The organism is Fibrobacter sp. UWB2 (genome assembly GCF_002210425.1).
GTDB classification, from domain to species: domain Bacteria; phylum Fibrobacterota; class Fibrobacteria; order Fibrobacterales; family Fibrobacteraceae; genus Fibrobacter; species Fibrobacter elongatus.
Map to the genome: position 1 here is coordinate 183,561 of NZ_MWQK01000007.1, position 26,899 is coordinate 210,459.

The following is a 26,899-nucleotide window of genomic DNA, read 5'->3' on the forward strand; positions in this document are numbered from 1 at the left end:
TTCACGGAAATGTAAGATAAATAAACGTTTTATTTTGGCTGTTCGGGGCAAAAAGTGACGGAATGCACATTACAAGGAAAGGCGACCGCTTGTGCGGCCGCCTTTAGGTATTTGGCTTTTTGTGTTATAGTCTACTTGATGAGAACCTTCTGGGTGGCAGAGATTCCGGCGCCCTTGGCGCGGATGATGTACTGACCCTTGTTGAGGTTCTGGAGGCTGAACGTGTGGCTGCCTGTGCTGAGGTTTCCGCGGTGGAGTGTCGCGACGCGCTTGCCGATCATGTTGAACACGTCGATGCTTGCGAAACCGGAAACGTTTGCGGTGAGCGAGAGGTTGCCGTTCTTGACGCTCATGCCAGCCTTCTTTGCGGCGGCAATCGGCTTAAGTGCGGAAGGCGTTACCGGCGTACCGTCCTTGTTATAGAGCTCGATACTTGCGATGTGGCCCTTGCTCTGGTCTGCGGCGGTGAAGAGTTCAGTCTTCTTGTTGAATCCGTTAATGATGATTCCGTTGTCCGTGACCATGTTGTCAAAGAGGACGGTGCCTTCGAAACCGTTTGCGCCTGCCAAGATGAAGGTGACGGAGAAGAGGTTGTCGAGGTCCATCGGATGTTCAACGCCTGCGTTGTCGGTATAAGTCTCGATAGCGAATTCGCAAGTGGCCTTGGCGCCGTCATTGAGCCAGCAGCCGTCAGACGGAGACTGTTCCCAGGTCCATGCCTTATCGGCGGAACCATCGCGGACAAATGCCATGCCGATCCAGATGCCGTTCATTTCGCCACCGGAACCCTTGTTTTCGATTGTGACGGCGATGCTCTTTGCGCCGGTCAGTTTCGGAACCTTCTTGAATTCGATGTTTGCACCGCTGTCGTTGATAGCCTTGTAGGTCACGCCCATGACGAGGTCAACATTTTCCGGATTGGCCTTGGCCGTGTCTGCACCGAACTTGGCATTCTGTGTAGAAGTCGGGCAAACGTTTGTTGCTGCGGCAGCTTCGCTATAGTTGTCCCAACCCGGCATTTTGTCGAGGGTGATGATGCGTTCGTCAGCGAGGTTCTTCTGCCATACGCTTGCTGCAGTCTGGCTCACATAGCCGCCGTTCCAGCTCGGGGATTCGTACCACGGCATCCACCAGCTCCAAGTAGCACCGTCTTCGTACATCTTGTCAACGTCAGGAATCGGGCCGTTTTCGCTGAGGGAGATAATCTTGTTGGTGCCAGCCTTGTTTGTGAGGTCGATAAATGCGGAGCTGTTGCTCTGGTGATCGTTGGCTGCATTGTAAATGTCGACGCTCAACACGTCATAGTAGGTTTCGCCCGGAGTCCAAGACATCGTAGCGGCATCCTTCGGATTGAAGTCCCAAATGAGGTTGTTGACGCCATTCGTGAACACCATGCGTTCGTAGAGCAACTGGTAGAGGGCTGCGAACTGCTTGCCTGTGTGGGTGCTCCACCAGAACCAGTTGCCACCGGATTCATGGAGCGGACGGAAGATGGCGGCGACGCCTTCTTTCTGGAGGTCAAGGAAAATCTTAGAAACGAGATCGATGTCAGCAACGAGTGCCTTGTAAGCGGTCGAAACGGTATCCCAGTTGGTCGTGCCGGTCACGAAAGCTTCGGTGAAGTCGAATTCGGTGTAATTGTCGTTTGCGCCTTTCACATAGAAGTTCTCTTCGTCACCTGGACGCCAGTGCCATGTGAATGCCGGAATGCCGCCCTTCTTCCAAGTGCTCTTGGCGATATCGATGGCCTTTTCGGTGTATTCCTGGAACCAGCTGTTGTTTTTGCTTGCGCCGGTGGCGTTCATCAGGTCGACTCCAACGAGTGCGGGGTACTTGCCGCCGGCCTTGAATACGGCCTGAACGTCTTCGTGCAGGGTGGCGTCACCCTTGGTGTAGGCATCCATGTTACCGGTCATCACGCCGGAAATAGTCTTCTTGCCAAAGTTGTTGACAAGGAAGTTGTAGAGCTTGATGGCAGACGGGGTGGCGGTCTTTGTCACCGGGGCGTTGCAGAGGTTGAACGCTTTAGCTTCGTAACCCTTGACTTCGATGTAGTCGAGGTCAATCCAGCCCCAGCTATTGGTGATGGCGATAGTGTTCTCACCGGCAGCGAGGTTCATGACCGTTTCGATATCGGCAAATTTGCCCTTGTCGGTCACATCGAACGTCACTGCAGAGGAGGCTCCGCCGACTTCGACGTTGTTAATCTTGGATCCACCGTAATTGTTCATGTAGTGGAGAACGATGGTGTATTTGCCTGCTTTTTCGACTGTCACCTTGGAAAAAGTGATGTCGCCGCCGTTCATCTTGACGTATTTACCGCCGGAAGCTTCGGTGCTAGAGGCAACGGCTGCGTCTTTGGTGATGGCTGCGTTTTCGGCTTCATACGGGGCCGCGAAGGCGGTGCAGGCGACTGAAAGGCCACATGCGAGGAAAACTTTCTTAAAATCCATGTTCTCTCCTTAAGATACGTGTTCTCAAAATATATTGAAAAAAGCAAAAATGCAATAGCATTTTTGCTTGAAAGGAAAAAATATGTTTACGGGCATTTTTAGGTGCCTTTTTAGCCCGTTTTTAGCGTTTTTGGAACTTTGCTCCGAAAACGAACGTGCGGCTTTCGCTTGGCTTGATGACGATTAAATCGCGGTGATGGTTTAAAGTATCGGGCTCCGCGGTCATCGGCTCGATAGCGATGCTCGTGCGGTCAGGCGGTGTGTAAATTTGAATGGCGTTATATTGTTCTTTGCCGGCCTTTTGCCAAATCTGGAGGGATTTTGTGTCGCTTTTGAGTTCTACGGTGACTAGAATGTTCTCAAAATTTTTCTTGTTTTTGAGAACGTAGGGGCCTTCGCCCTGGTTTAAGCAGAAACAGTCGTTGATGAACTCGTCATTGATGAGCCTACCGCCCACGAAACGGGTGTCCGGCTTGAATTCGCCCGTCGGAATGTCAGCCTTGTCGAGAATCGCGAGGTTTGATTCCGGGAGGGTCATCTGGAGTCCGTTGATTTTTTCACCGAGCGAGTAATAGGGGTGCCAGCCTTCGGAATAGGGAAGGTCTCCCTTGCCGATGTTCGTGACGGTCGATTCGACGGTGTAGCTTTCGCCTGTGAACGTAACCTTGTTGACCGCGCGGAAGGGGAACGGGAACCCGGTAAATGCACCTGGCCAGTCGATACCGAATGTTGCGACGCATTTTTCGCTATCGCTTTCGAAGCTCAGGAGGTTCCATTCCTTGTTCTGCAAAAAGCCGTGGAGGGCGTGCGGTGCCCAGCTCACATTGTTGACGAGCTGGTAATCGTTGCCGTTCCAGTTGAATTTGGCGTATGCCACGCGTCCCGGGAACGGGGTAAGTCTGCAACCCGCGTTTGTGTCGGGGCCCATCTTGAAAATGTCATCGCCTTCGCGGTAGCCAAAAAGGAGGTCTTGGAGCTTGCCGTTATTGTCGGGGATGCGCCAAGCGTTGAGTCCAGCGCCGTATCCGCTCAAAATTTCAAATTCAGCGCCGTCGTCACGCTGCAAAACGAAGCACTGCACAGTGCCCAAAGGACGGGAAATAAGTTTGAAGTTGCTCATGTTTTTAATTTAGCAATTACTATCTTTGCTATTATGGATTCTCAGACGATTGTTGCTCCGATGACGCCTGCGGGCGTGAGTGCCGTTGCCGCTATCCGCGTGAGCGGCTCGAAGGTGCGCGAAGTGGTGCGCCTTCTGTTCGGTGAATCGGCAATCAAGAATTTGAAGCCTCGCGAAGCTAAACTTGCGACCGCTAGGGATTACCGTACGATGGTCGGCGAAGACCGCGCAACAGCATTGGTCATCGATAGCCTCCTCTACATCTTTTTTGAAGGTCCGAATTCCTATACCGGCGAAGATGTGCTGGAACTTTACCCGCACGGAAACCCGATTATCGTTCGTGAACTGATTCAGGTCATCAAAAGTGTCGATGGCGTGCGCTTGGCAGAGCCGGGCGAATACACGCGCCGTGCTTTCTTGAACGGTCGTATGGACTTAGTGCAGGCAGAATCTGTCGCCGATGTGATCCACAGCGCTAACCGTGATGAACTCAAGAACGCCCATCGCTTGCTCGGCGGTGCGCTCTCGAAAAAAGTCAAGACGCTCACGGAACAGGTCATGGATATCTCGGCTCGCCTCGAATTGGATGTCGATTTCTCCGAAGAAGAAGCCGACCCGGATTATGCGACCTGGGGCGTGAAAATCTCTGCGATTCGCGAAAGCGTAGAATCCATTTTGAAAAGTTTTAAGGGCAAGGCGGCGGTCAGCCGTTTGCCGCTTGCTGTTTTGTACGGCGCTCCAAATGCGGGCAAGTCGAGCCTCGTGAATGCGCTCCTCGGCGAAGACCGAATCCTCGTGAGTAACATCCCTGGCACGACCCGTGACTTTGTCGAAGTCCGCTTGTTCTTGGATGGGGGTGAAATCCGTTTGGTCGATACCGCTGGTATCGCGGACAAGGCGACCGATGCTCTCGATGCGCTTAGCATGGAAAAGAGCAAGGAAATCCTCGCCGAAGCGGACATGAAGATTCTGGTCCTCGACGGATCGGACATGTGCGGCGCATCTTGTTATTCAGAGAATATAAAACCGGATTTTGTCGTCGTTTCAAAGTCGGACTTGGGCGCGTCTCGTCAGGGCGGAAATCTCTGTATCTCCTCCAAAACAGGTGAGGGACTCGCGGAACTCAAACGCGCGATGAACGCTGTCCTTTTTAAGAAAACTGAAAATTCCGAAGACCTCTGGATTACGAGCGAGCGTGAAAAGACCTGCCTCGAAGAAGCTCTTGCTGGCATCGACCGTGCGCTGAACCTTATCCGTACCAATCCGGCGGTGGAACTTTTGGCTTTCGAAATGCAACTGGTGCGCCGTTCGCTTCAGAGCATAACGGGCGAAATCTCGTCCGAAGACGTTTTACAACAAATATTTGCGGGGTTCTGCATTGGGAAATAGTTACGTTGGTCTTGTCCTTGCCGTCTTTGCGTTCGGCACTTACATGGTCCCTCTCAAGGCTTGGTCCAAGTTCTCGTCATGGGCATACCTCTCTTGCATGGCCTTGGGCATGTTCGTTGGTCAGCTTTGCATTTCGTTTGCGACGGACTCGTTCCGCCTTTTGCCGGTGGGTCTCCTTTGCGGGTTCCTTTGGGTTTGCGCAGGCGCGTTCTGCTTTTGGGCGGTCAAGGCCGAACAGGACTTGACGGGTGCGGGTGTCCGCTCGATGGGCGTGAGCATCCTTGCCTCGTTTGTGACGGGCGTGCTCATTTTCTCGGAATCGACCTTGCTTTATTTCTCGATCCCGGCAATCCTTCTTTTGCTTTTTGGTTTAAGTAAGCTTGCTCCTCCTCAGGGCAACGTCTTTAGAAATTGGCGCTCGCTTTTGGGCGGTCTCATTTTTGGACTTTTCCTCATTCCGTACAAGCTTGCTAATGTTCCCATACTCGAATTTATGGGCTCGTTCGCCCTGGGAATTTTTGTATCCGCAGAACTTTTAGTCGCAATTTTGAGTATAAAGCGCCGTGCGCTTTTTGAATACGGACTTGCCCCGTCTGTGGCATCCATGTTTATGGGTGTCCTCTGGGTCATTGGGCAACATGGCTGTTTCTGGGCCATCGATTCCAAGGGTGCTTTGGGCTATGCCGTTGGCTATCCGCTTACGCAGTTAAACCTTTTGGTGAACTTGCTTTGGGGGGTGGTTGTTTTCCACGAGTACCCGACAAAACCGGAGCGAATTAAGCTTGCCATTGCGGTTTCTGTCATTATTTGCGGTGGCGCCTTGCTTGCATTGTCAAAAATGTAAGAGACTGTAACTTTTTGTAGCGGTTTTTGGCTGTTGTTGGCGTTCTGTCAACGGAAAACATGTAAAAAACACATTGCTTTTTTGCACATCCCCGATTCAGAATATATGTTTATAGTATGAGTTGGTGGAAGTGTATATTGATTGGGTCTTTAATGGGTTCCGCGTCTGCGTGGGCCATTAATGCTGCACCCTTTTTAATCAATTCTACACAACCAGATGGTTCCGTGGTGCAAATCCGGAAAGTCGGAAACGAACATTTTAACTATACGCTTACAGGCGAAGATAGCGTGCTCGTTGTTCGCGATTCTCTCGGTTATTGGAACTATGCCGATGAACACGGAAAAAAGACGGGAATGAGGGTCCATGCCAAGTCTAAGCGCGGCACGAAAGAGAAAAACTTCCTCAAAAAACGCAATTCCCGCCAAATTCTTGAAAAATTCCGCGAAAAGCGCTTGAAACAGCTCCGTGAACAGCAGGCTGATACTTCTTTATCGCCAATGATGCTCCAGTCTTCTAGTACGTCACCCCAAATGGCTAATGAATGGGGCGGCTGGGGTTGGGGTGGTTGGACTCAGCCCGAAGACCCTGTGCAAAATACCAACTGGCCAAAGCAGCCTACTTTGAATACCGTTCAAAAGGAAGGTGATGTTCGCGGGCTCGTTGTACTTGTCCAGTTTAGCGATATTAAGTTCAAACGCGATAACGCCCAGGAAGAGTATTTGAATTACCTCAATCAGGAAGGGTATTCAAATTACGGCATGGTCGGTAGCGCTCGAGACTTTTTTATAAAGAACTCGAGTGGCAAGTATCGTCCGACTTTTGATGTCGCAGGCCCGATTACGCTTAAGGGGACTCGTGATTCGTACGGTTCTCTAGTTGATTCGAGAAATATAGCCGCAGGTGCGGTCAAGGCTGTTAAAGAGGCCATGGATTCTCTCGTCGCCCAAAACGTAGATTTTTCGCCGTACGATAGCGATGGGGACCATGTTGTCGATTTTGTCTACATGATTTATGCCGGAGTCGGCTCTGCCGATACGGATGTTCAGTCCGCTATTTGGCCGCATTCCTATAATGCGCCCAAGCGCCTTACCCGTAACTATTCCATGGACCGCTATGCCTGTTCTTCAGAAATTGACGGTCAGGCGTATATGCGTCGTAAATCCACGGATGCCCTGAGTGGTATTGGTACGTTCTGCCATGAATTCAGCCATGTGCTTGGGCTTATGGACCATTACGATGTTACCTATAGTGGTACGGGAACAAAGCCTTTCTATACGCCGGGACGATGGGACTTGATGGATGCAGGGTCTTATGACTGTCCGACAAATAAATACAATACAACCTCTTGCTCTCCTGCGAATATGTCGGCGTTTGAAAGGTATAGCCTTGGTTGGCTAGAACCGCGTCGCTTGGAAATTTCGGATACGACATTTGTATTAAAGTCCATTTTGGAAAATGATGGTCTTGTTCTGACATCCGATAACGATAATGAATATTATTTTGTCGATTTCCGTTTGCAAGAGAATTTTGATAAGGGTCTCCCGAATCAAGGCTTGCTTATTTGGCATATAAACTATAATCGGTATAACTGGATGGCGAATGAGGTGAATTCGCATGATCCAATGGGTGTTGATTTGGTCGAGGCTGATGGTAGGGCTGACTCTTATACGGTGTCGTCGGATGCATTCCCGACAAACCGAGTCAATAGCTTTAACGGCTTTGTGAAATCGAATGGCGATAGCCTGGGCCTTGAAATTTACGATATCCAGATTGTGGATGACCATGTGGAATTCAAGACTCGTGGAAAGCGTGTTTCTCCAGTGCCAGAAAGTTCGTCTAGCTCCGCTAAAGTCTCGTCGTCAAGCAAGGCGGAATCCTCTTCGAGCGTGAAGGATACTTTGTCTGTGCAGAATGTTTCGTCTTCGAGCCAGGTTTCCTCTGTGTTGGGCTCGAGCAGTTCTGCATATCATTCAAAGAATTCCGCCGAAAGCTCGTCTTCGGAAGAACCTATGATTCTGTCAAAACAGCCTGTATCCGCAGCGGCTCACTTGTCTGTGGTGAATGGCTCCTTGATGGTCAATACAAAAATTGCCGGGCGTAAGACGGTCAATCTCTTTGATATGAACGGAACGCTCCTTATGACAAAATCGTTTAGCGAAGAATCCTGTGAAATTCGTATGGGTTCAACGCGTGGTAAAGCGGTTGCGATTGTGACACTTGAACACGACGGGCGCGTGATAAAGTCATACAAAGTTCGAATGAACTGATTTCCTTTTTATAGAAAATATCTAAATTGTCTAGCATGAGAAAACTTTTTGCTAGAATTGCTATGAGCTGCGCGCTTGTCCCGGCACTGTTGGCGGGGACATCTAAGGCCGCGGTAAATTTGCCCGTGCATAAGGAAGTCCTTGACAATGGACTCACGGTGCTTTTGTACCCCAACAAGCAAGCCCCGACGGTGAGCTTCCGCTTGTTTTACGTGACTGGTTCTGTCCATGAAGTCCCCGGCAAGTCGGGTCTCGCTCACATTCTGGAACACGAACTCTTCAAGGGCACAAAGAAGGTCGGCATTTCCGATAGCATTGCCGATGCTAGGTTCATGGCAACGCAAGATTCTTTGCAGGCTTTAATCCGTTCGGCAAGAATTGCTGATGATACCGCCCTCGTGAAAAAGCTTTCTGCGGAACACGATTCCGTGCTGAACGAACACCGCAAAATCTTTGTCAAGGATGAACTGTGGGGCGCCTACCAGGCTGCCGGTGGCACTGGCCTCAATGCCTTTACAAGCGACTTGCTGACCGCATATACGGTGACACTCCCCAAGAACAAGATTGAATTGTTCCTGTGGCTCGAATCTGACCGTATGCAAAATGCAGTGCTCCGCGAGTTCTATTCTGAACGCTCTGTGGTGCGTGAAGAACGCCGCATGCGTTATGATGATCGCCCGACAGGCCGTTTCTATGAAACGCTCAATTCTATGATTTACGAGGCTTTCCCGTACCGCGTGCCGACTATCGGCTGGCCAAGCGATATCGAAAACTTGACTCGTGAACAGGCCGAAGAACATTACCGCAAGTATTACAAGCCGCGCAACGCAATTCTTGTGATGGCTGGTGATTTGGACACGCTTGAAACGATGAAGGCTGTCAAGAAGTATTTTGCCCCGATTCCGGCTGGCGAGGCTTTCCCTCCGCTTACTGTGCGTGATCCGGAACAGGCTGGCGAAAAGCGTTTGACCGTCAAGCGTAAGGATGCTCCGAACCTTTACACGCTCGTCTTCAAGACTCCCGCTGTGGGCGATAGCACGCTCTATGCGCTCGACATTGCCGAAGGCGTTTTGAACGGACGTTCTGGCCGCCTTTACAAGCGCCTCGTTGAAGAAGAAAAACTTGCCGTTGGCGTGAGCGCAAGCAACAGCCCGAACAAGTACATCTCTGAATTCTCCGTCCGTGTGAATCTCCGCCCCAACGCCAACCGCGAAAAGGTCGAGAAAATCGTCTGGGAAGAACTTGAAAAGCTGAAGTCTGAACAGGTCAGCGAACGTGAATTCCAGAAGGTCAAGAATCGCGCCTATGCAGGACTCGTCCGTAGCTTGACCGATATGGAAAATGTGGCGACCATGCTTGGCTGGTACGAAGTCTATGGCGACTACCGCATCTTCATCAATTGGGCTGATAATTTGGACAAGGTAAATGTTTCCGACGTGCAGAACGTTGCAAAGAAAACATTTGTCCGTGAAAAGTCCACCGCCGGCTTCCTCGTGAAAGAATAAAACGAGAAGCGAAGGAATCCCTTTGCAAAACGAGCGACGCTGACGCGCCGCTCTGTTTTTGAATTGCGGTTGAACCCTTACACCCCTTCGATGGCTTCAATCTGCTTGCTGAGTTCGCTTGCTTGCAGAGAATCTTCGTTGTAGATGGCGTTGATTCGCTTGCAGCTGAGTTCGAGCAGATTGCGGGCCTCGATGGAATCGCTTTGCTTGCGGAGTTCGCGCAGAGCCTTGTCGATTCTCTTGACGTCCTTCTGGTCGGGGTAACCCTTCATAAAGGCGTAGAAAAGCTGGATTTGCGTGTCGTATTCGCTGTCGGATTCGCAGGCGAGCAAGAACGGGATGACGCGCACGTTGAGGAGCTTCGAGAGGTCGCCCATGAATGTGTTGAGCGTGAGACCCTTCGGGAAGAGCTCTTCTGTGTCTTTCTGGATATCTTCGGTGTTCACGAAATCGCCCTCTTCGAACTGCAAGAGCATTTCGTTGAGCATATCCATTTCGTTGCGCTTAGCTTGTTCGCGATACTTTGCCTGGTAATAAATCGGGAGCGTCGTGAGGCAGTAATGCGCCTGGTTTGCACCGATAAATTCACCGATGTAGTAGATGTCGGCGTCTTCCTTGAGAATGTCTTCTTCGTTGTTGAAGTTTCCGATGCGGGCGGGTATGGGGATCACTTCCATGTTCGAAAGCTCATGGAGGCGTTCGCGCATGGCGTCAACGTCCAAATTCTCGGGGAGTTCCACACCGTTTTCTTCCATCGTCTTGAGAAAGTTGTTGAACTTTGCATCGACAGCGCGGTTGACTTCTCTTCTGCTTGGCTTGTGTTCGAACTGACGAAAATCGCCTTCTAACGTTAAAAGCCCGTTTTTGATCATGTCGTCAAACGGCGTTTCGTTGGGTTCGGCGTCGGGGGAGGGCAAAATGCGCGCATAGGCAATCATTCTGCCGCACAGTTGTTCGTCATTTCCTTTTTTCTGTTCGATTCCAAGCATGCCCTAAAATTAACAAAATCTAACGGACTTGGACCATTTTTTGTTTGCTGTAACCTTGCGCAGAGGTCTTTACGACATAGATTCCGGGGGAAAGGCCTGTCAAATCAGCGTTTCCTTTTGTGTAGCGCACGAGCTTTCCGTTCGTATCGTAGATACGTGATTCGGTTACTGTTGCGTTTACGCGGGTGATTTTTGCGATAGCGACGCTTCCTTTGTCCACGTCTTTTTCGGTAAGCTTGATTTGGTCGAGGTTCGGACCGTCATTGCCGTCAACGATGGAGAACGTGATGTAGCTTGCGCCTTTGGGGAGTGTAATGGTCGCTTCTTTTGTCTGGTATGTGGTCCATTTGTCGGTGGCTTCGAACGAAATGACATCGGCGCCTTTGCATCCGTCAACGCCTGCGGTGCATGTGCCGGGGGCAGCGAAGGCGAGGTTGCGTGTTTTGCCGCTGCCATTTGCGTATGTCATTTCCATCGTGTATTCGCCGGGGTATTCTACATAGACCGGAATTTGGACGGTTGATTTCCCGGTGCCGAAGTTAATGTAGCCGGTGCCTGCAAAACCTGCGTTTGTACTTTCGTTGATGGCGTTATCGATGATGCCGTCTTCGGCCTGGAAGGTGTCTGTGCCCTTGGCTTCAAAGATGGCGCCGAGTTCGATGTCCTTGGTCGTTGTTGTTTTCCAAGTGCTTTCGCTGCCGGCATCGCTTGCGCTTTTGCCTGTCCAGCCTGCGAATTTCCAACCGCTTGCGGGTTCTGCGGTGAATGTGACTGCGGTGCCTTCGGCGATTTTTTCACGATTCGGGGAGGCGATAACGGAGCCGCCAATAGAAGAATTGATTGTTAAGTTGTAGTAAGTGACATTTGCTTCGAGGACGGTAATTTCGTTGGAGCTTGCGCCGAGACCGCCCATGGAATTTGCTGCACGGACCGTAACTTTGGAGCCTGCGGCAATGCCTCCAACATCAATGGAATTTGTCGTGGTGTTGCTGTGGTATTTGCCGTTTACAAAGATGGCCCAACAAATGGCGTTGTCGTCATCGTTCCAGATGAGGTTGGCGCCTTCCTGCGAAATCTTCGGGGCGGAAACTTGTACTGTGAGTTTGTTCGGTTCCCAGTTATCGCTACCGCCCAAGACGTTTTTCAATGTATATTTCGCGGCATCGTTTGCATTCCACACGGTCTTGAGTGTTGTTGCTGTCGATGCGTCTTTGCCTCCGTTAAAATACGTTTTACGTTGACTTGTGTTGATTGCACCGCCGCTCCCGTTCTTGCTGTTGTATTCGCCGAAAATTACGGGGGCAGAATTCATGTCGGGACCCCAGCCTTCGGCTTTGGGTTCTGCGCGCATGATGGTGTTCAACCAGACTACTTTTGCGCGACCCCAGGAACGTCCGAGGTAGAATGTCTTGTTGAAACTGGAATTGCTGACTTCGATAATGGCGTTGTTAAAGACGTAACCCCAGGTGTCTGGGTTTTGCGATGCCGTAATGTAGCCCCCGTTACGCGTCATCACGAGTTTGGTGCCTTCAAAGAATACGTCGCCGCCACCGCAGATAAAGTCTACAGTGCCGTCAATTTCGCCACCTTCCCAATAGGTGCGCCCTTTCTTGGTGTAGTACGTATCTTGACCGCTCAAGAGGCGTACGTTTTTATAGATGAACTTGTCACCTGCGTTTTGCTGCAGTGCAACTTGGCGTGCAGCGCTGCCAGAGTTATAGGTGCCTCTGTTTTGCAGGGTGATGTCCTGCATGTACATGTTTTTGTTGCTAGGGAAGTACAGCGTTGCCGTTGTGCTGATGCCTTCGGTATCTGTTGTGTTCCAAATAATCGTTTTGTCAACGGACTCGCCGATAATGGAAATGTTCGAGCCGCTGAACGTCGATTTGCCGTGTTCGTCACCGGTAACCTTGGTGATGTTGTATTCACCATTCGGCACAAAGAGTATGAACCGCTTGGATTCGGTTGCGCCTGAAGAAGATGCTTTGGCGATAGCCGCCTTGAAGTCGCCATCGACGCCCAAGACAAAGTCGAACCCGTGCTTCGTAATTGCGGAAGCGCTCACCGCCATTGCAAGCGGCATACAAATTGCAAACCTGTAAACCCAACTATTTAACATATTACCTCATCTTCCCATTCACGCGGAACGTGTTGATGCCACGCTTAAAGTAAGCCCCTGCGCTATTATTGTTGCCGCCAAAGTCCACAAAGTAGCGGTTGTCCTGCTGGGCTTTGCGGATGGCGCGTATTGCTTCAATGGATGAGCGTGGTACTTCAACTTCGCCAACTTTCAAATCATCGTTCATCCAGCCGATGTAATCGATGTTCGCCATACCGTCTTTCGAAAGACTTGTGAACTTGAGTTCGCTATAGCCCATTGGCAATTCGATTTCGATGGATTGCATTTTCCAAGTGGTCCATGCGGCTGTAGATTCCATGCTGCCGTCTGCAAGTAATGTTTTATCACCTGCGGAAACGCTGAATCCACGTGCAGAACCGCCACCGTTTGCAAAGTTGATGAACAAAGTGTATTTGCCTTCCTTGAATGCGGTGACGCCGTAGGTCACATAGCTTCCTGTGGAGTTGTCAACGTTTGCGTAACCTTCGCCAACGAATCCCGTGTTGGTTGTTTCCTTGACGCCTTGAATGTCGATAAAGTCTACACCGTCAATGTACGTTTTGCATGTGTCGTTTCCGCACATAGCTGGTGCTGGCGGAGGTGGAACATAGTTGTCGTCCATCTTGGCTAGTGCTTCAAGGTATGCGTTTTCGGCGCTTAAAATTGCAGAGCCGTAATCGCCTGCCCACTGGTAGCCCTTGCGACGTTCTTCGCTGATTTTCATGAAGTCCTGCGTCTTGGTGCTAGCCCCTTCGCGGTCGCAAAAGAAGTAGTTGTCGTTGTTGACTTCGTAAAAGCGGAACCACAGCGATGAACCCGCCTTGTCCACAACGCCTGCGGTCTTGCTAAACGCCTTGTCTTTTAGTTTATTCTTTTTGTACCAAGCGATTGCGCCTTTGACCGCCTTCTGGATTGCTTCGGTTTGGTCTGGCCAGTTCATCAAAAACCACACAACGCCCATGGATTCGTTGCCGGATTTGCTCGGGAGTTCGTAGGCTCGTGCGCCTACGGGGGCGAGGCTGTTGGTGTCGTGTTGGGCGCACCAAACGGTAAGCGAGTTTCCATTTTTGATTTGTGCTTTGAGCAAATAATCAATGGCTTTGTTCAGTGCGGACTTCATCTTGCTTCGTGTGGCGTCGTCGATAATGTCCGAATCAAATGGACTTGTCTTGTTGGCGATATCCATCATCGTGACCATGGCGCGGATCATGGCGTTGTCATTTAGCGTGATTTGGTCGGAATAGTTGCCGCGCTTGGGCCAAACTTGCGGAAGCCCGCCTTTGGAGCGCTGCATGGTCAAAAGAAAATTGACGGCTTTATTGAAACTTGTCTTAAATGCGGATTTGTAATTGTTGTTCGTCGTTTCTTTGTAACGCACGGCGAGCAAACGCATTTCTTGAACGGTGGCGTTGTTGTCGATAGTGCCGAGGTCGGCCCCGCCCTGTGCACGCCATTCGGATTTTTGACCGCCGCCATACGCGCTTTTATACTTGTCGGCCATGGCTTTGTAAAAACCGCCGTTTGCGATTTGCCATGTGGTCATGTTGTAGGTGTACTGGTCAATGTCCATGCCTGATGCAGCTGAAGTCAGCTCCGAATAGCCTCGATAGCTGTTGATTTTCGAAACTGCTGTTGACGGGGGTGTATAGCTTGCCGCAAACGAAAAAGACGCGACAGACATTGCCGCTACAAAAAACTTGTAGTTACCAAACCCAAAATTCTTCATAAAAGACCTATAGAAGAGTTTTTAAACCCACACCACCTCTATAATCTACATTATAATAGGCCGATTTTTGTTATGAATTTCTTTTAAGTGTTGTCTTTGGACAATGGAACTTGTCGCATTGTCACCCTTGCATGTCATTCCCGCCTCCGAGCGGGAATCTCCTTTTCGTTTTATAATACGTTCTGTATAATATTTTTATAAAAATTTTTATAAAATCTAAAAATTGCTGAAATTTCTTTAAAAATCTTGATTTTGTATAATAAAATCTATTGCAGAGTTATGCCGCAAAAACTAATTTATAGGTATGAAACCAATCACTGAATATCAAGACTACCGAGAATACATGCGCGACTTCTACGAAGAACGCAAACGCAGTTCTTTGTTCTCGTGGCGTGAATTCTCCAAATTGGCGGGGTTCACTTCGCCAAACTTTATACAGCTCGTGTGCGAAGGCAAAAGCCGCTTGAGCAAAACGGGCGTCGGAAAAGTGGCCGATGCTATGGAGCTTGCTGGCGCTGACCGCGACTATTTCTTTGCGATGGAACGTTTTGGCGATGCCAAGAACGATGCGACGAAAATCCAGGCGTTTAATGAAATGCAGAAAATTGCAAAAGAAAACCGCTTACGAGTCGTTGATGCCGAGGCGTTTAAGTATTTCGAATCGTGGGTAAACCCGGTGCTGCGTGAACTTGCCCCGATTATGCCGGGCGCAAAACCGCTGGAACTGGCGCGTAACTGCTACCCGGTTGTGAGTGCCACCGAAGTTCGCCATTCGCTTGACTTTATGTGCCATGCGGAATTTCTAAAGAAGGTCGGCGAAGATACCTATGAGCAGACAGAAAAGGTCGTGACCGGGTCATCCGAGGCGATTCCGTTGGCGCTGCGTTCCATGAACCGTCAAATGTCAAAGCTTGCAGCCGAAGCCATTGACGAAATTCCGCCCGAAAAACGTCACATCGCAGGCGTGACGCTTGGTATCTCCGAAGAGACTTACCAATGGCTGGTGCAAAAACTTGAAACGCTCAGGCAGCAGGTGGTTGCCATGGCGGCTAAAGAAAAAGAATACGATAAAGTCTATCGATTGAATTTACAACTATTCCCGCTTACAAAAGGGAAGGAGGAATGAGATGAGAAAAATGTATAAAGTAATTCTGGCTGGAGTGGCTGCTTTTTTGGCTGCATGTTCCAATGATGCTAGCGTTGATTCGGGTATTTCCGGAGCAACGACAGAGCCAAGCACCTCGCCAAAGGCGGAGCTGACCGAAGAACAGAAAAGTATCTTGGCAAAGTCGTTCTACACTTTGATAGATTCGACGAAACTTGATTCGTTAAAGGCCATTTTGGGTACTGAAATTACCGAGGATAACTATCGTTATTTTAATATAATTCCAATAAGCGTAAAGAATGATCAATTTTTTAGTTATCCGAGTAAGGACGGACGTAAAGTTTGTGATGTCGTGACCTTTTCACAAGAATCAAAACCAAGGGTTGATCGAAAAGGTGTGTTTCGTGCGATGTCTTATGATGTTCATGGAAGCTATTGTTATTTGAAAAAGATGAAAGGCAATGAAGATTATTGGGCTGAAGTATGCTCTGGAGAAGAAGATTATGCGTTTGCTCACTCTCACGAAACTTACCGTATGACAAAAATTATTGATGTTGATGGTGTGCCCGTTATTATGAATACCATTGGGACAGGTGATTTCAAATCGTTTTTTGGGTATGGCGTCTCTTGTGGCGAATACTTAAAAGAATTCAAGCAGTCTTGCAGCGCATCGAACGGTCTTTTTTTGGATTTAGGAGATGCTTGTAATATGAATGATTTGAGTTTAGCTTGTGCATCTTTTATTCCTGAAGGTAAAACTCCTGATGAAGTATTGAATTCTTATACCGAAGGGTATAAAATTCAGTGCCTTGAGGATTCTATAAAGTACGCTCCATACGATGATGAAAATTATGTCTACCATGACCCTTTTTCTGATAGCTTGTATAAAGATAGTGTGAGTAGGATTAGCGAATTGGTTTATGAATGGAAAAAGGCTCAAAAACACTCCATGTATGCTTATAGATGGCAATTTTCTATAGTCGATAGTACAGTAGGGGTAGAAGGTGAGTGGAATCAATATTATTATCAAGAAAGTGAAGATGACGAACTTGAACTCAAGCATGCGAATAGCCTAGGCTTCGCTTATAACACCTTGCCAGATACTAAAATTGCAGATGCTTACCGCAAAGAAGGTGTTTATGTGTTGCCGGATTCTTTAGTGGCTGAATTCTTCCCGACTTTGGCGACTTATCCGGCTGGAATAGAGAGTTTGAAGTGGTATCCTCCGGAGGTTTTCTACATCATCGTCTTGAAAGATGTTGGGGCAAAGGGACACTTGGTGACAAATTATGATGCAGATGGAATCTATGTGACGGATATCGTGAAAAGTGGAAATTGCCCTGAAGATACAACGGTCCACTATTCGATGATATTGTTGGCGGATTCTCCCGACTGGAATGTCTTAGATCGCTCCATTGTTAAAACGACTTATGTGAGCGACAACTGGAATTGTGACAAGCCGGAAACTCTTGAGAAAATAGAACCGTATGGAGAATGGACTTTTTCGAATGAGCCGTACTATTATATCGATTGGCTTGAGTTGTTTGAACCTGATAGATATATAGAACTTTTTGGCAAAGACTAGCCCATTTCCAAGATATAGAACTTAACTTTCATGAGCTATTTTCTATCTTAGGGGCGTATGAATACTAAAATCTATTACACCCTTACGGACGAGTCGCCGTTCTTGGCGACTCAGTCTTTGCTTCCTATCGTATCTGCTTTCGCAAAGACTGCAGATATCGATGTCGAAACTAAGAACATCTCCTTGCCGGGCCGCATTCTTGCCGCTTTCGCGGACACGCTCCCGGCAGGTACGACGTTTGCTGGTAAGCCGGTGACGGATGACCTCGCATTCCTCGGCAAGCTCACGCTTGAACCGGATGCAAACATCATCAAGCTCCCGAACATTTCTGCCTCGGTGCCGCAGCTCAAGGCCGCTATCGCCGAACTCCAGAAGAACGGCTACGCCCTCCCGGACTATCCGGATGCTCCTCTCAACGACGAAGAAAAGGCTATCCGCGCCCGCTACGACAAGGTGAAGGGCTCCGCCGTGAACCCGGTGCTTCGCCAGGGCAATTCTGACCGTCGCGCTCCTAACGCTGTCAAGAATTATGCCCGCAACAATCCGCATAGCAACGGTGTGTGGAACGAATCCGTGAAGACTTATGTCGCGAGCATGCAAGCCGATGACTTCTACGGTAACGAAAAGTCCATCACGATGGCCGAAGCCGACTCCTTCAAAATTGAATTTGTCGATGAAGCTGGTGCTGTGACGGAACTCCGTGCCGCAAAGCCGCTCCTCAAGGGCGAAATCATCGATGCGACCGTCATGCGCATGGCTTCTCTCGAAAAGTTCATCGCCAATGCGATGGCTGAAGCCAAGGCCAAGGGCCTTCTCTTCTCCGTGCACCTCAAGGCCACGATGATGAAGGTCTCTGACCCGGTGCTGTTTGGTGCATTTGTCCGCGTGTTCTTCAAGGATGTGTTCACGAAGTACGCTGACCTCTTCAAGGAACTCGGAATCGATGCCAACAACGGTCTCGGTGACTTGTTTAAGCGCCTCGAAGGCAACGCCAAGGAAGCCGAAGTCAAGGCTGCTATCGACGCCGCACTCGCCGCAGGCCCGGATCTCGCCATGGTCGATTCTGCCAAGGGCGTTACGAATTTGCATGTGCCGAGCGACGTGATTATCGACGCTTCGATGCCGGCAATGATCCGCAATTCTGGCTGCATGTGGAACAAGGAAGGCAAGCTTCAAGAAGTTGTCGCCTGCATTCCGGACCGCTGCTACGCTGGTATCTACGACGAAACGATTGAATTCTGCAAGCAGAACGGCGCTTTCGACCCGAAGACGATGGGTACTGTGCCGAACGTGGGCCTTATGGCTCAGGGTGCCGAAGAATACGGCAGCCACGACAAGACGTTTGTCGCCAAGGGAAAGGGCGTTATCCGCGCTGTGAACAGCAAGGGCGAAGTCCTCTTGCAGCAGGAAGTCGCTGCTGGCGATATCTTCCGTATGTGCCAGGCCAAGGATGCTCCAGTACGTGACTGGGTGAAGCTTGCTGTCACGCGAGCCCGCCTCTCCAACACTCCGGCTATCTTCTGGCTCGATCCGGAACGCGCTCACGACCGCGAAATCCAAAAGAAGGTCGAAGCCTACTTGCCGGAACATGACCTCAAGGGTCTCGACATCAAGATTATGAGCCCGCGCAAGGCTATCGTCGAAACAATGAAGCGTGCCAAGGCTGGCCTCGACACCATCGGCGTGACGGGTAACGTGATGCGTGACTACCTCACGGACCTTTTCCCGATTCTCGAAGTCGGAACTTCTGCAAAGATGCTCTCCATCGTGCCGCTTATGGCTGGTGGTGGCCTTTATGAAACGGGTGCAGGTGGATCTGCTCCGAAACAGGTGCAACAGTTCCTCGCCGAAAACTACCTCCGCTGGGATTCTCTCGGTGAATACTTCGCACTCGTGCCTGCATTTGAACAGGTCGCGCTGAAGGACGGCAACAAGAAGGCTAAGGTTTTGGCCGATACGCTCGATGCTGCCAACGGCAAGATTCTCGAATTCAACCGCACGCCGGCTCGTAAGATCGGTGAACTCGACAACCGTGGTTCCCACTTCTACCTCGCTCTCTACTGGGCTCAGGCTCTCGCCGCCCAGAAGGACGATGCAGAACTCGCCGGCAAGTTCGCTCCGATCGCTGCTGCTCTCTCCGCAAAGGAATCCGAGATTGTCGCCGCTCTCGCTGCCGAACAGGGTAAGCCTGCCGATATTGGTGGTTACTACATCCCGAAGGCAGAACTTCTCAAGAAGTGGATGCGCCCCGTCGAAGCGTTCAACGCGATTATCGACAACATCTAGAATGTCACCTCGGACTTTGTCATCCTGGAGCGTAGCGATAGGATCCAAGGCATTAAAAAAGGAGTGTCGCAGAAATGCGCACTCCTTTTTTTTTTGCTTCGCTGTGAATTCTTAGAATTGCCCGCGGCTCCCGTTGATAATCCATTGACACAATGCTTCAATGCCATCGTAGTCGGGGAGCGTCTGGATAAAGTTCTTGGACTTGCTGCGTTCAATAAAATTGCGCCACACCATCTCGTTTTTGCCGTTTAGCCCGAGGTGCTCTTCAATCGCGCCACGTGTCCAGACCCAAATGCCTTGCTCGCAAAGTTTATTGTGGATATTGCGGATGGGGCGCTCTGCTTCTGGCATAGATGCCATCATTGCGTATGCCGTGGATGCGCTGATATTGCTGTGCTTGTTGACGGGGAGGCCGTTTACCAATCGCAAATGGTTGTGGCAAGCGAGCTCGCGGAACAAGTTGCGGCATTCCGTAATGTCTGGGTCATTGGCGCTCAAAAATCCGTCGCGGGTTGCCGTGGTAAATGCGTAGTCCAAATCGACAATCGCACGCACGGGAATGTCCATCGCGCTCAAAACCTGCATACTCTTGCGGGTGTTGCTGACGCCGCCTTGACGCACGAGCGCACACTTGATGAGCGCAAAAGATTGCCCGGTAATGCGCTCGAAAAGGGCGGGCAGCACTCGCCATTCCGTTTTACCTTCGGTGAGTAGCACGTAGTCGGCAAACAAAAGTTCATTGCTGTTAGACAAACTAAACAGCATTTGCAACTGGCTCGGTGCATCTTTCACGACTTGGCGAACTGCATCTTCCATTCGCTTGCGCATGAACGTGCCACGTTCCCTGTTCTTGCGAATCAAGAGAGACGTGCTCACGTCTTCGCTCGTGACCATCTGTGCGGAATGCGTTGCAAAAACGACTTGATAGCCTTCGTTCGAAAGGTTCTTCAGCGCCACGCGCACGAGTTCCACTGCTTGCGGGTGCAAAAAGAGTTCCGGCGAATCAATCAATAAAAGCTTGCGGCTCAGGTAATGATTGTTGTGGTGCTTCTTGATTTCCGCGAGATAGCGGATAAGTGCCATCTGGATGGCGCGTTGCGAACCTGCACCCATGCGCGAAATATCGCGTTCAAAACCGTCATCTTCATCAACAACTTTAATCGTTGCGCTCTTGAGGAATGTCTCGAGAGTCGGCACGGGAATGTCGAGCTCCACGCGAACGCTCGGGAATAGCGGACGTAGTGCCGAGTTGACTTCTTTATCGAAAGCCTTGATTTCTTCGGCCTGGCTGTCGCTTCCGGGGGAGAGCAGTTCCGTAAACTGCTCGATGACCTGGCTCAATTCGCCACCAAACCTGCGTTCCAGTGGCTTGAAAATCTCGTGCATGAGCTTGGTGTAGGCTTGGTTCCCCTCAAAATCCCAAATAGCGATGGATTCCGGGAACATGCGATTAAAGGCTGCGGTAAACTTGTCATTGACGCGTACCCAGTCTTTGCCTTTGCGCTTGCCGTTTGGCGGGCAGAATGCCCAAAATTCAATATTGCCGGGGAGTTCACCTGGGATTCGCTGCACTTTCTTGACGCGGAGCGTTGTCCCCGAGAGGAACGGCTCTACTTCGGCCGCTTTTTCTTCTCCAAGGCGGTTCAAAACCTGCTCGGTGATGCCTTCAAAAAGCCCCTCCGCTTCTACGGGGTGGTTCGGGTCATCAAAATACGAGATGTCCAGCGAAAAATTGGCAAGCAACCAGCGGATTCCCATCAAAATGTTCGTTTTTCCGGCGTTGTTGTAGCCGATAAGGGCGGTAAAATCACTAAGCGGAAAAGTCTCGCGCTGGATAGAGCGGAGATTCGAAATCGTAATGCGGGACAATCTAAGTGCTTGCGGCTGCATAGCTTGAAACTATAAAAACTTTTCGAAAAAAGTCGCATTTGGCGCAATTGCAAGCGAAAAAGTGCAAATAAGACCGTATAAATTGGAATGATTGTACGGGAATGACCTCCAAAAGTCTTTTTTGATGCTAAAAGTACTTCATGCGGGCGGGGCCCCAGCTCAGAGTTGACGCCTACGGCGTCAGCGGCTTCACTCGGTCATGTGCGCCTGCAAGCAGTCGCCCGCGACTCTCGTTTTGCACGCTACTGCGAAGACAATACCTTGGCCGACGCCTCCATTTTATTGACGATTTATCGTTATCCTTAAATTATGTAACCTCTTATCTCGCTTATTGTTATGCATAATATGCCAATGAAACCTTTTTGGAGCTATGGACAATTGCTAGTGTGCCGTGAATGTGGCTGAATGTCTTAAAAAACGAAAAAACACTTTAGCTGTTGGGGCTAAAGTGTTTCTTTTTGGGGTTAGGAGGAGAACAAAGAGTTCTTGAACATAAAGGTATTTAAAGTTTGGCTCCATAATGTGTTTTTCGTCATATTCGCGTTGAAAAGTGTTGTGAACTTCTCAATGGGCTGTTGTAAATTTGCTACAATTAATATTAGGTATGTAAAAAAGAGGTTTTGTTCAGTGTCAAACTTTGATAACGAAAAGGGTTTTATTGCTAAATTTTCGGGCATGAAGAAATACGCTGCTCCAGTTGTTCTTTTTGTCTTGGCTTGCGCCTTAATAGTTTACCTCAAGGTTGATTTTTCTGGATCGTCCTCTTCGTTTGACGTTAGCCGATACATGCAGACGCGAGGGAAGATTGATTCCTTGGAAGTGGCGCTTTGGAATGCCCAGGGCGATGTCAATGCTCAGGTGAAAATTCGCGATGAGCTTGCCAATGCCTGGGAAGATCTTTCGACGATGCGTACGAATACCGCTGATGAAGCCGAATCTCCTGAAGAAAATGTGGGCGGGTTCTCTGGTGGCGTATGGCTCTGGATTATCGGTGGTACGCTTGCCGTGCTCCTTTGCTCCGTAGTTCTTGTTCTTGTGCTCATCCATCGCAGAAAAGTTGTTGAAACTCGCATGATGGAAGCTCTTGCAAAATCGAGAGAAACTGGGGAAATGCCTTCTGTGGATGATACGGAAACGGTCCTTACGCCGCGTGTCCATGCTCCTAAGAAGTCTATTATCGATGAAGCCGAAGAATTTGCTGCCAAGCGTCGTGAGACGATGGAACTCCAGACGAAGGCTGCCGCAAGTGCAAATCCTGTCGACCAGACTGCAACTGATGTGAACGCATCCGGCGTGAATGCTACGAAGGCCGCTTTTGAAGATGAACATGGCGTTCCTGAAAATCGCATTTTGACATCTCCGTTCAACGGTAGAACCGTTCTCCGCCCGACGGCGAGAGAACGCATTACGTCTGCTATGCAGTCTCTTTCCGATGTGTTGCATCATGACCGCACCAAGGTGAAACCTGCTGCTCCGGCGGCAGCACCAAAGCCTGATGTCGTTGCAACGGCTGTTGCTCATCCGCTTGAAATGAACCGCTTTGACCGTGAATCTTCGGTGAACAGCAAGATTTTGCAGATGTCTCGCAGAGGCTTCCCAGCTTCGGCAATCGCTTCGAAGCTTAAGATTCCTCAGGCTAAGGTCGAGGCTGTTATCAAGGAAGCTGTAGAAGCAGGTAACTAATGCGTTACCGCTTTCGTTGCGAATATCTAGGCAGCGCCTTTTACGGTTGGCAAGAACAAAATTGTGGCGGCAAGCTCCGCTTTGTAACCGTGCAGTCAACGCTCGAAGAGGCGTTGTCTACGGCGTTACGTGCGCCCATCCGCGTGGTGGGGTCGGGCCGAACCGATACGGGCGTTCATGCCCGAGGCCAGTGTGTCCACTTTGATTTTGATGGCGAACTTGACCCAGTAAAAGTCGTGCGTTCTGTGAACGGGCTTACTAAGCGCTTGATTCGAATCCGCGATTTACAGCCTTGTGCTCCAGATTTCAATGCCCGTTACGATGCCGTTTTACGTTATTACCAGTACACGATTTTTACGCGCCCGGTGGCGCTGATGCGTGACTTTGGCTGGGAGTGCGGCTCGCTGAATTTGGATATCGAGGCGATGGGCCGTGAGGCCCAGTCTTTCCTTGGCGAACACGATTTTATTGATTTTTGCATCCCGCGTAACGATGGAAAATCGACGCTTTGCACGTTGAGCGAGTTCCGCTTGGAACGCTTGAACGACTGGAGCTGCATGTTCCACATTAAAGGGAACCGCTTCTTGCACCGTCAGGTGCGTGCGATGGTCGGGACGCTTTTTGATGTTGGTCGAGGCCGCTATCCCGAGGGGACGGTCAACCAGATTTTTGAGAAAAATTTCAAAGGCGAACGCACGTGGGCGCCCCCGCAGGGGCTCGTGCTCGAAAACGTGGAATATAAGGATTATTAATCCTTATCCGCGAATGGCTTCGATCATTTCTTTTACAGCGCGTTCCATGCCAACGAGTGCGGCACGGCTCACGATGCTGTGACCGATGATGATTTCATCAATGCCGTCAATTTGAGCGACTGCCTCTACGTTTCTGTAGTTGAGTCCACGACCAGCGAGTACGTTCAAGCCATACTTGTGGGCAAGAACCGTCATATCCTGTAAAGCAGAAATTTCACGATCGACTTCTTCGCGGCTGCCGAGTTCAAATGCGGTTGCGTATTTGCCAGTGTTGAATTCCACATAGTTTGCGCCGACCTTCTTGGCTGCCTTGACCTGTTCTGTTTCGGCGTCGATGAACACGCTCACCTGGATGTCGTTGTTCCTAAGCGTCATGATGTATTTTGCAAGTTCATCGATCTTAGCAGAAACGTTCAAGCCGTCTTCTGTCGAAAGCTCGGTGTGGACTTCCGGCACGAGCGTCACCATGTCCGGCTGGCGGTTGATGGCGAACTGCACCATGGCCTGCGTCGGTGCCATTTCCAAATTCAACTTTGTGGTGACCGTTCCGCGGAGGAGCCTGATGTCGCGGTCCTGAATGTGGCGCTTGTCTTCACGGAGGTGGGCGGTAATTCCATTGCAACCGGCGAGTTCGGCAATCATGGCCGCTGCGACCGGATCGGGTTCCTTGCCTTTACGGGCTTCACGGATTGTTGCAATATGGTCCACGTTTACACCGAGTTTGATAGACATAGGATCTCCTATTTAGAATTGAATAAAGTTGAAAGGTCTACGAGGGTTGTTCCTTGCTTGGCGGCTTTCTTGGAAATATCCTCAATTTTAGACAAATTTTGTTCTGTTAGCGGGATGATCATTACAGATGTTCCGCTTTTGGGTGCTTCCCTGAGTTTTTGGTGGACATAGTCTTCGATTGAGCTATTGTCCGGATTGTACGGGAACGCAATTTTACATGTGATTTCAAGGTCCTTGCATGTTTGCGGAACGACGGTTCTGTCTTCCATGGACAAGTCCAAAAACCACATGTTCCTTTTTTCTGTCGGCTTAAGAATGGCCTGCAAAAGTTGTTTGTGCTTTACAGCCTGTTCTCCATAGCGTGTCGCAATGCCCGCTGCGCTTGGGAGAACTTCTTTTGCCGCATTGATAGTCTCTTCGATTTGTTCGGCCGTGTGGTGGATGCGGAGCGGACGCAATTTGTTGTGAACCTTGTTTAGCTTAGTCGATTCCATGGTAAGCCAAAGGACAATTTCCTTGTTGCGGATTTTGTCGAGGCTTTTGTAGAAATCTTCATTTAGACCAAATGGCGGGATTAACAGATTGAACGGAAAATCAAAGCTGTTTAGTTTTGCAATGATTTCCGGAGAGAGGTTGGTTGTTTGGAATGCAATCGACATGAGCGATGCATTGTTCATGAAAATGTTGTCTGAAATCTGAAATGTCAGCTTGAGTGAATCGCCCTTGGGGGTCAATATATCGACCATTGCAGACTGGTAGGCGTTCGGGTTTTCGTTGAGCTCTTCCATCAAAAGAACGGTGCCGCCGTGGCTCTGGATGAATTTCTGAGCTTGCAAAAGATAGACTACAATTGTCTTTCCGCGGGCTAGCGTCCAGATGGTGCGCTTGGAACGTTTGGAGTAACTAGACGAGATTATCTTCATCTCGTCCTGCAATCTTTTTTCAAATGGAATGGTATCGTTTACAACGGGGGCGGTTTCAGGTTCCCGCATACCCGTGGTCTCCTCGATTTTTTCGAGAATTTGCTGCGCTTTCTCCTGGTTGTTCAAAAAGACGGACAAACCAGCGAAAATCCCCAGTGCTAAAAAAAGAGCGACAATGTGTTTAAGCTTTATCATTTCACCTGTAAATATAACTACATTGGGCGCATGCCTATTCTATTTGCACTTGTTGGAGCTACTGGTGTTGGCAAGTCTCGCCTTTCACTGGAACTGGCGGAACGCTTTAATGCCGAAATTATCGGTGTAGATTCTCGTCAAATCTACAAGGGCTTTGCTATCGGGACTGCTCAGCCCTCTTTAGAGGATATGGCTCGGGTCCATCATCATCTGGTTGATTTTCTTGATCCCCGGCTGGTGTTTTCTGCGGGTGACTTTTGTGCGAATGTGAAAAAGCTTTTAGCCGATAACCCTGGTCGAAATTATATCTTGGTGGGGGGCACAGGACTTTATCTTCAATCCTTGATGCTTGGACTCCCTCAGATTCCTAAAATTGATGAATCTGTGCGCAAGTCTTTTGAAGATGATGTCGCTAAGTTTGGAAGTAAAACTTTATACGAAAAAGCGAAGCTTGCGGACCCCGAAGCGATGGAAAAGGTTGAACCGAACAATGTCCAGCGCATTATCCGGATTTTAGAAGTTTTTCAGCTGACTGGTCGTAAGCTTTCGGAATGGCAAAAGGAACGTGAAGGCGGTATTGGTGAATTGCCTGTGTTCTGGCTGAACCGTAGTCGCGAAAATCTTTATGCGAGGATCGATGCACGCGTGGACCAGATGATGGCTGACGGTTGGCTTGATGAAATTCATAAACTTGCTAAAACAGTGCCGTTAGAAGCCCCTGCATGGCAGAGCCTCGGCTATAAAGAACTTTTGTGTGCAAAAGACGGCAATCAAGTGCAATCGGTCCTCGAAGAAGTTAAGCGAAAAACGCGAAATTACGCAAAACGACAGTTGACGTGGTTCCGTTGGCAGGTGAAATCGACTGAAGTGGACTTGGATACTTGTACGAACCCTTTGGAATATATCCATAATAGGATAGTTGCTCCTTAAAAGGGGCATTTTTAGGACTCTCTGAAAAATTTTTCTCCAAAAATTGGACTTGAAAAGGGCAAATTGCCCTTTTTCTTTTGGGGTGCCCTTAAAAAAGTGGTGAATAGAATGTGAATATCATGATGTAGAACCGGAAGACAACCCGTTTTTATCGAAAAAAGTGAAAAAAAGTGATTTTTTTTGCCAATGACCCCTTGTTTTTATTCCTGAAAATTCTATAATTGGTCTCACCCTCGAACGGGTCACCCAAAACGACCTGAACGAGAGACGAAAGCCCGCGAGACTTTCGGGAAGATTGAAGGAATCGGAGATGTGCTTAGTGACGGCCCAAGAAAATTTCTTGGAAGTCAAATTTACGAAAAACAGGACAGACTATTTTAAAAATCAATGAAGAGTTTGATCCTGG

General features: G+C 49.5%; 18 protein-coding genes. 10 read left to right on the top strand and 8 right to left on the bottom strand.

The annotated features are described in order from the left end of the window. Positions 1-131: 131 nt before the first annotated feature. Together B7982_RS14015 and B7982_RS14020 are read right to left on the bottom strand one after the other, a co-directional pair. Positions 132-2,453, bottom strand: coding sequence for a glycosyl hydrolase (locus B7982_RS14015; protein WP_088661288.1), 2,322 nt, complete (start codon positions 2,451-2,453; stop codon positions 132-134). Positions 2,454-2,574: 121 nt separating this feature from the next. Continuing rightward, a complete protein-coding gene (locus tag B7982_RS14020; protein ID WP_088661289.1) occupies positions 2,575-3,573 on the bottom strand; it encodes an aldose 1-epimerase in 999 nt (332 codons plus the stop codon). 33 nt (positions 3,574-3,606) lie between these two features. Here B7982_RS14020 and mnmE point away from each other — a divergent pair, with 33 nt between their 5' ends. The 4 genes from mnmE (at position 3,607) to B7982_RS14040 (ending at position 9,578) form a co-directional block, all read left to right on the top strand. Continuing rightward, positions 3,607-4,962 (top strand): tRNA uridine-5-carboxymethylaminomethyl(34) synthesis GTPase MnmE, encoded by a 1,356-nt coding sequence (gene mnmE / locus B7982_RS14025; RefSeq protein WP_088661290.1) that lies wholly within the window; start codon positions 3,607-3,609, stop codon positions 4,960-4,962. Next, positions 4,952-5,806 carry a GRP family sugar transporter gene (locus tag B7982_RS14030; RefSeq protein WP_233138579.1) on the top strand — a complete coding sequence of 285 codons (855 nt, stop codon included), beginning with the start codon at positions 4,952-4,954 and terminating at the stop codon, positions 5,804-5,806. The genes mnmE and B7982_RS14030 overlap by 11 nt, the downstream gene beginning before the upstream one ends. 137 nt (positions 5,807-5,943) lie before the next feature. Continuing rightward, complete coding sequence (locus B7982_RS14035; RefSeq protein WP_233138580.1) at positions 5,944-8,073, top strand: M6 family metalloprotease domain-containing protein; 2,130 nt, start codon at positions 5,944-5,946, stop codon at positions 8,071-8,073. Positions 8,074-8,108: 35 nt separating this feature from the next. Continuing rightward, on the top strand, positions 8,109-9,578 hold the full coding sequence (locus B7982_RS14040) for a pitrilysin family protein (protein WP_088661292.1): 1,470 nt from the start codon (positions 8,109-8,111) through the stop codon (positions 9,576-9,578). A 77-nt stretch (positions 9,579-9,655) separates the two neighbouring features. On the opposite strand, the gene B7982_RS14045 is transcribed toward B7982_RS14040, so the two are convergent. Genes B7982_RS14045 through pelA form a run of 3 tightly spaced genes read right to left on the bottom strand, consistent with a single transcriptional unit; the run spans position 9,656 to position 14,412 of the window. Then, positions 9,656-10,567, bottom strand: a complete 912-nt coding sequence (locus B7982_RS14045; protein WP_088661293.1) for a hypothetical protein — start codon at positions 10,565-10,567, stop codon at positions 9,656-9,658. A gap of 19 nt (positions 10,568-10,586) precedes the next feature. Beyond that, on the bottom strand, positions 10,587-12,686 hold the full coding sequence (locus B7982_RS14050) for a pectinesterase family protein (RefSeq protein ID WP_088661294.1): 2,100 nt from the start codon (positions 12,684-12,686) through the stop codon (positions 10,587-10,589). 1 nt (position 12,687) lies between these two features. Beyond that, positions 12,688-14,412: a pectate lyase gene (pelA, locus tag B7982_RS14055; protein ID WP_088661295.1), complete on the bottom strand. Its 1,725-nt coding sequence runs from the start codon at positions 14,410-14,412 to the stop codon at positions 12,688-12,690. Positions 14,413-14,716: 304 nt separating this feature from the next. Here pelA and B7982_RS14060 point away from each other — a divergent pair, with 304 nt between their 5' ends. From B7982_RS14060 to B7982_RS14070, 3 genes are read left to right on the top strand one after another with little or no spacing between them, the layout of a single operon-like run. After that, on the top strand, positions 14,717-15,538 hold the full coding sequence (locus B7982_RS14060) for a TIGR02147 family protein (protein WP_088661296.1): 822 nt from the start codon (positions 14,717-14,719) through the stop codon (positions 15,536-15,538). 1 nt (position 15,539) lies between these two features. After that, on the top strand, positions 15,540-17,102 hold the full coding sequence (locus B7982_RS14065) for a hypothetical protein (protein ID WP_088661297.1): 1,563 nt from the start codon (positions 15,540-15,542) through the stop codon (positions 17,100-17,102). A gap of 57 nt (positions 17,103-17,159) precedes the next feature. Beyond that, a complete protein-coding gene (locus B7982_RS14070) occupies positions 17,160-19,388 on the top strand; it encodes an NADP-dependent isocitrate dehydrogenase (protein ID WP_088661298.1) in 2,229 nt (742 codons plus the stop codon). A gap of 111 nt (positions 19,389-19,499) precedes the next feature. Here B7982_RS14070 and B7982_RS14075 read toward each other — a convergent pair whose 3' ends face one another. Next, positions 19,500-21,278, bottom strand: a complete 1,779-nt coding sequence (locus B7982_RS14075) for an ATP-dependent endonuclease (protein WP_088661299.1) — start codon at positions 21,276-21,278, stop codon at positions 19,500-19,502. A gap of 675 nt (positions 21,279-21,953) precedes the next feature. Here B7982_RS14075 and B7982_RS14080 point away from each other — a divergent pair. Together B7982_RS14080 and truA are read left to right on the top strand one after the other, a co-directional pair. Then, positions 21,954-22,961 (top strand): hypothetical protein, encoded by a 1,008-nt coding sequence (locus tag B7982_RS14080; RefSeq protein WP_233138582.1) that lies wholly within the window; start codon positions 21,954-21,956, stop codon positions 22,959-22,961. Then, the gene (truA, locus tag B7982_RS14085; RefSeq protein WP_088661300.1) at positions 22,961-23,713 is read left to right on the top strand and encodes a tRNA pseudouridine(38-40) synthase TruA; all 753 of its coding nucleotides are present in this window, start codon (positions 22,961-22,963) and stop codon (positions 23,711-23,713) included. The genes B7982_RS14080 and truA overlap by 1 nt, the downstream gene beginning before the upstream one ends. Before the next feature lie 3 nt (positions 23,714-23,716). Here truA and B7982_RS14090 read toward each other — a convergent pair whose 3' ends face one another. Beyond that, positions 23,717-24,445 (bottom strand): pyridoxine 5'-phosphate synthase, encoded by a 729-nt coding sequence (locus B7982_RS14090; protein WP_088661301.1) that lies wholly within the window; start codon positions 24,443-24,445, stop codon positions 23,717-23,719. A gap of 8 nt (positions 24,446-24,453) precedes the next feature. Beyond that, positions 24,454-25,437 (bottom strand): divergent polysaccharide deacetylase family protein, encoded by a 984-nt coding sequence (locus B7982_RS14095; protein WP_233138583.1) that lies wholly within the window; start codon positions 25,435-25,437, stop codon positions 24,454-24,456. A 108-nt stretch (positions 25,438-25,545) separates the two neighbouring features. Here B7982_RS14095 and miaA point away from each other — a divergent pair, with 108 nt between their 5' ends. Continuing rightward, a complete protein-coding gene (gene miaA, locus B7982_RS14100; RefSeq protein WP_233138585.1) occupies positions 25,546-26,493 on the top strand; it encodes a tRNA (adenosine(37)-N6)-dimethylallyltransferase MiaA in 948 nt (315 codons plus the stop codon). Positions 26,494-26,899: the final 406 nt, after the last annotated feature.

What these genes read in the sequence shown, in the direction of transcription:
- B7982_RS14070 (WP_088661298.1), top strand. Translation starts at nt 17,160, where the DNA reads ATGAATACTAAAATCTATTACACCCTTACGGACGAGTCGCCGTTCTTG.
- B7982_RS14075 (WP_088661299.1), bottom strand. Translation starts at nt 21,278, where the DNA reads ATGCAGCCGCAAGCACTTAGATTGTCCCGCATTACGATTTCGAATCTC.
- B7982_RS14020 (WP_088661289.1), bottom strand. Translation starts at nt 3,573, where the DNA reads ATGAGCAACTTCAAACTTATTTCCCGTCCTTTGGGCACTGTGCAGTGC.
- B7982_RS14080 (WP_233138582.1), top strand. Translation starts at nt 21,954, where the DNA reads ATGAAGAAATACGCTGCTCCAGTTGTTCTTTTTGTCTTGGCTTGCGCC.
- B7982_RS14065 (WP_088661297.1), top strand. Translation starts at nt 15,540, where the DNA reads ATGAGAAAAATGTATAAAGTAATTCTGGCTGGAGTGGCTGCTTTTTTG.
- B7982_RS14050 (WP_088661294.1), bottom strand. Translation starts at nt 12,686, where the DNA reads ATGTTAAATAGTTGGGTTTACAGGTTTGCAATTTGTATGCCGCTTGCA.
- B7982_RS14095 (WP_233138583.1), bottom strand. Translation starts at nt 25,437, where the DNA reads ATGCGGGAACCTGAAACCGCCCCCGTTGTAAACGATACCATTCCATTT.
- B7982_RS14090 (WP_088661301.1), bottom strand. Translation starts at nt 24,445, where the DNA reads ATGTCTATCAAACTCGGTGTAAACGTGGACCATATTGCAACAATCCGT.
- B7982_RS14015 (WP_088661288.1), bottom strand. Translation starts at nt 2,453, where the DNA reads ATGGATTTTAAGAAAGTTTTCCTCGCATGTGGCCTTTCAGTCGCCTGC.
- pelA (WP_088661295.1), bottom strand. Translation starts at nt 14,412, where the DNA reads ATGAAGAATTTTGGGTTTGGTAACTACAAGTTTTTTGTAGCGGCAATG.
- B7982_RS14060 (WP_088661296.1), top strand. Translation starts at nt 14,717, where the DNA reads ATGAAACCAATCACTGAATATCAAGACTACCGAGAATACATGCGCGAC.
- mnmE (WP_088661290.1), top strand. Translation starts at nt 3,607, where the DNA reads ATGGATTCTCAGACGATTGTTGCTCCGATGACGCCTGCGGGCGTGAGT.
- truA (WP_088661300.1), top strand. Translation starts at nt 22,961, where the DNA reads ATGCGTTACCGCTTTCGTTGCGAATATCTAGGCAGCGCCTTTTACGGT.
- B7982_RS14045 (WP_088661293.1), bottom strand. Translation starts at nt 10,567, where the DNA reads ATGCTTGGAATCGAACAGAAAAAAGGAAATGACGAACAACTGTGCGGC.
- B7982_RS14040 (WP_088661292.1), top strand. Translation starts at nt 8,109, where the DNA reads ATGAGAAAACTTTTTGCTAGAATTGCTATGAGCTGCGCGCTTGTCCCG.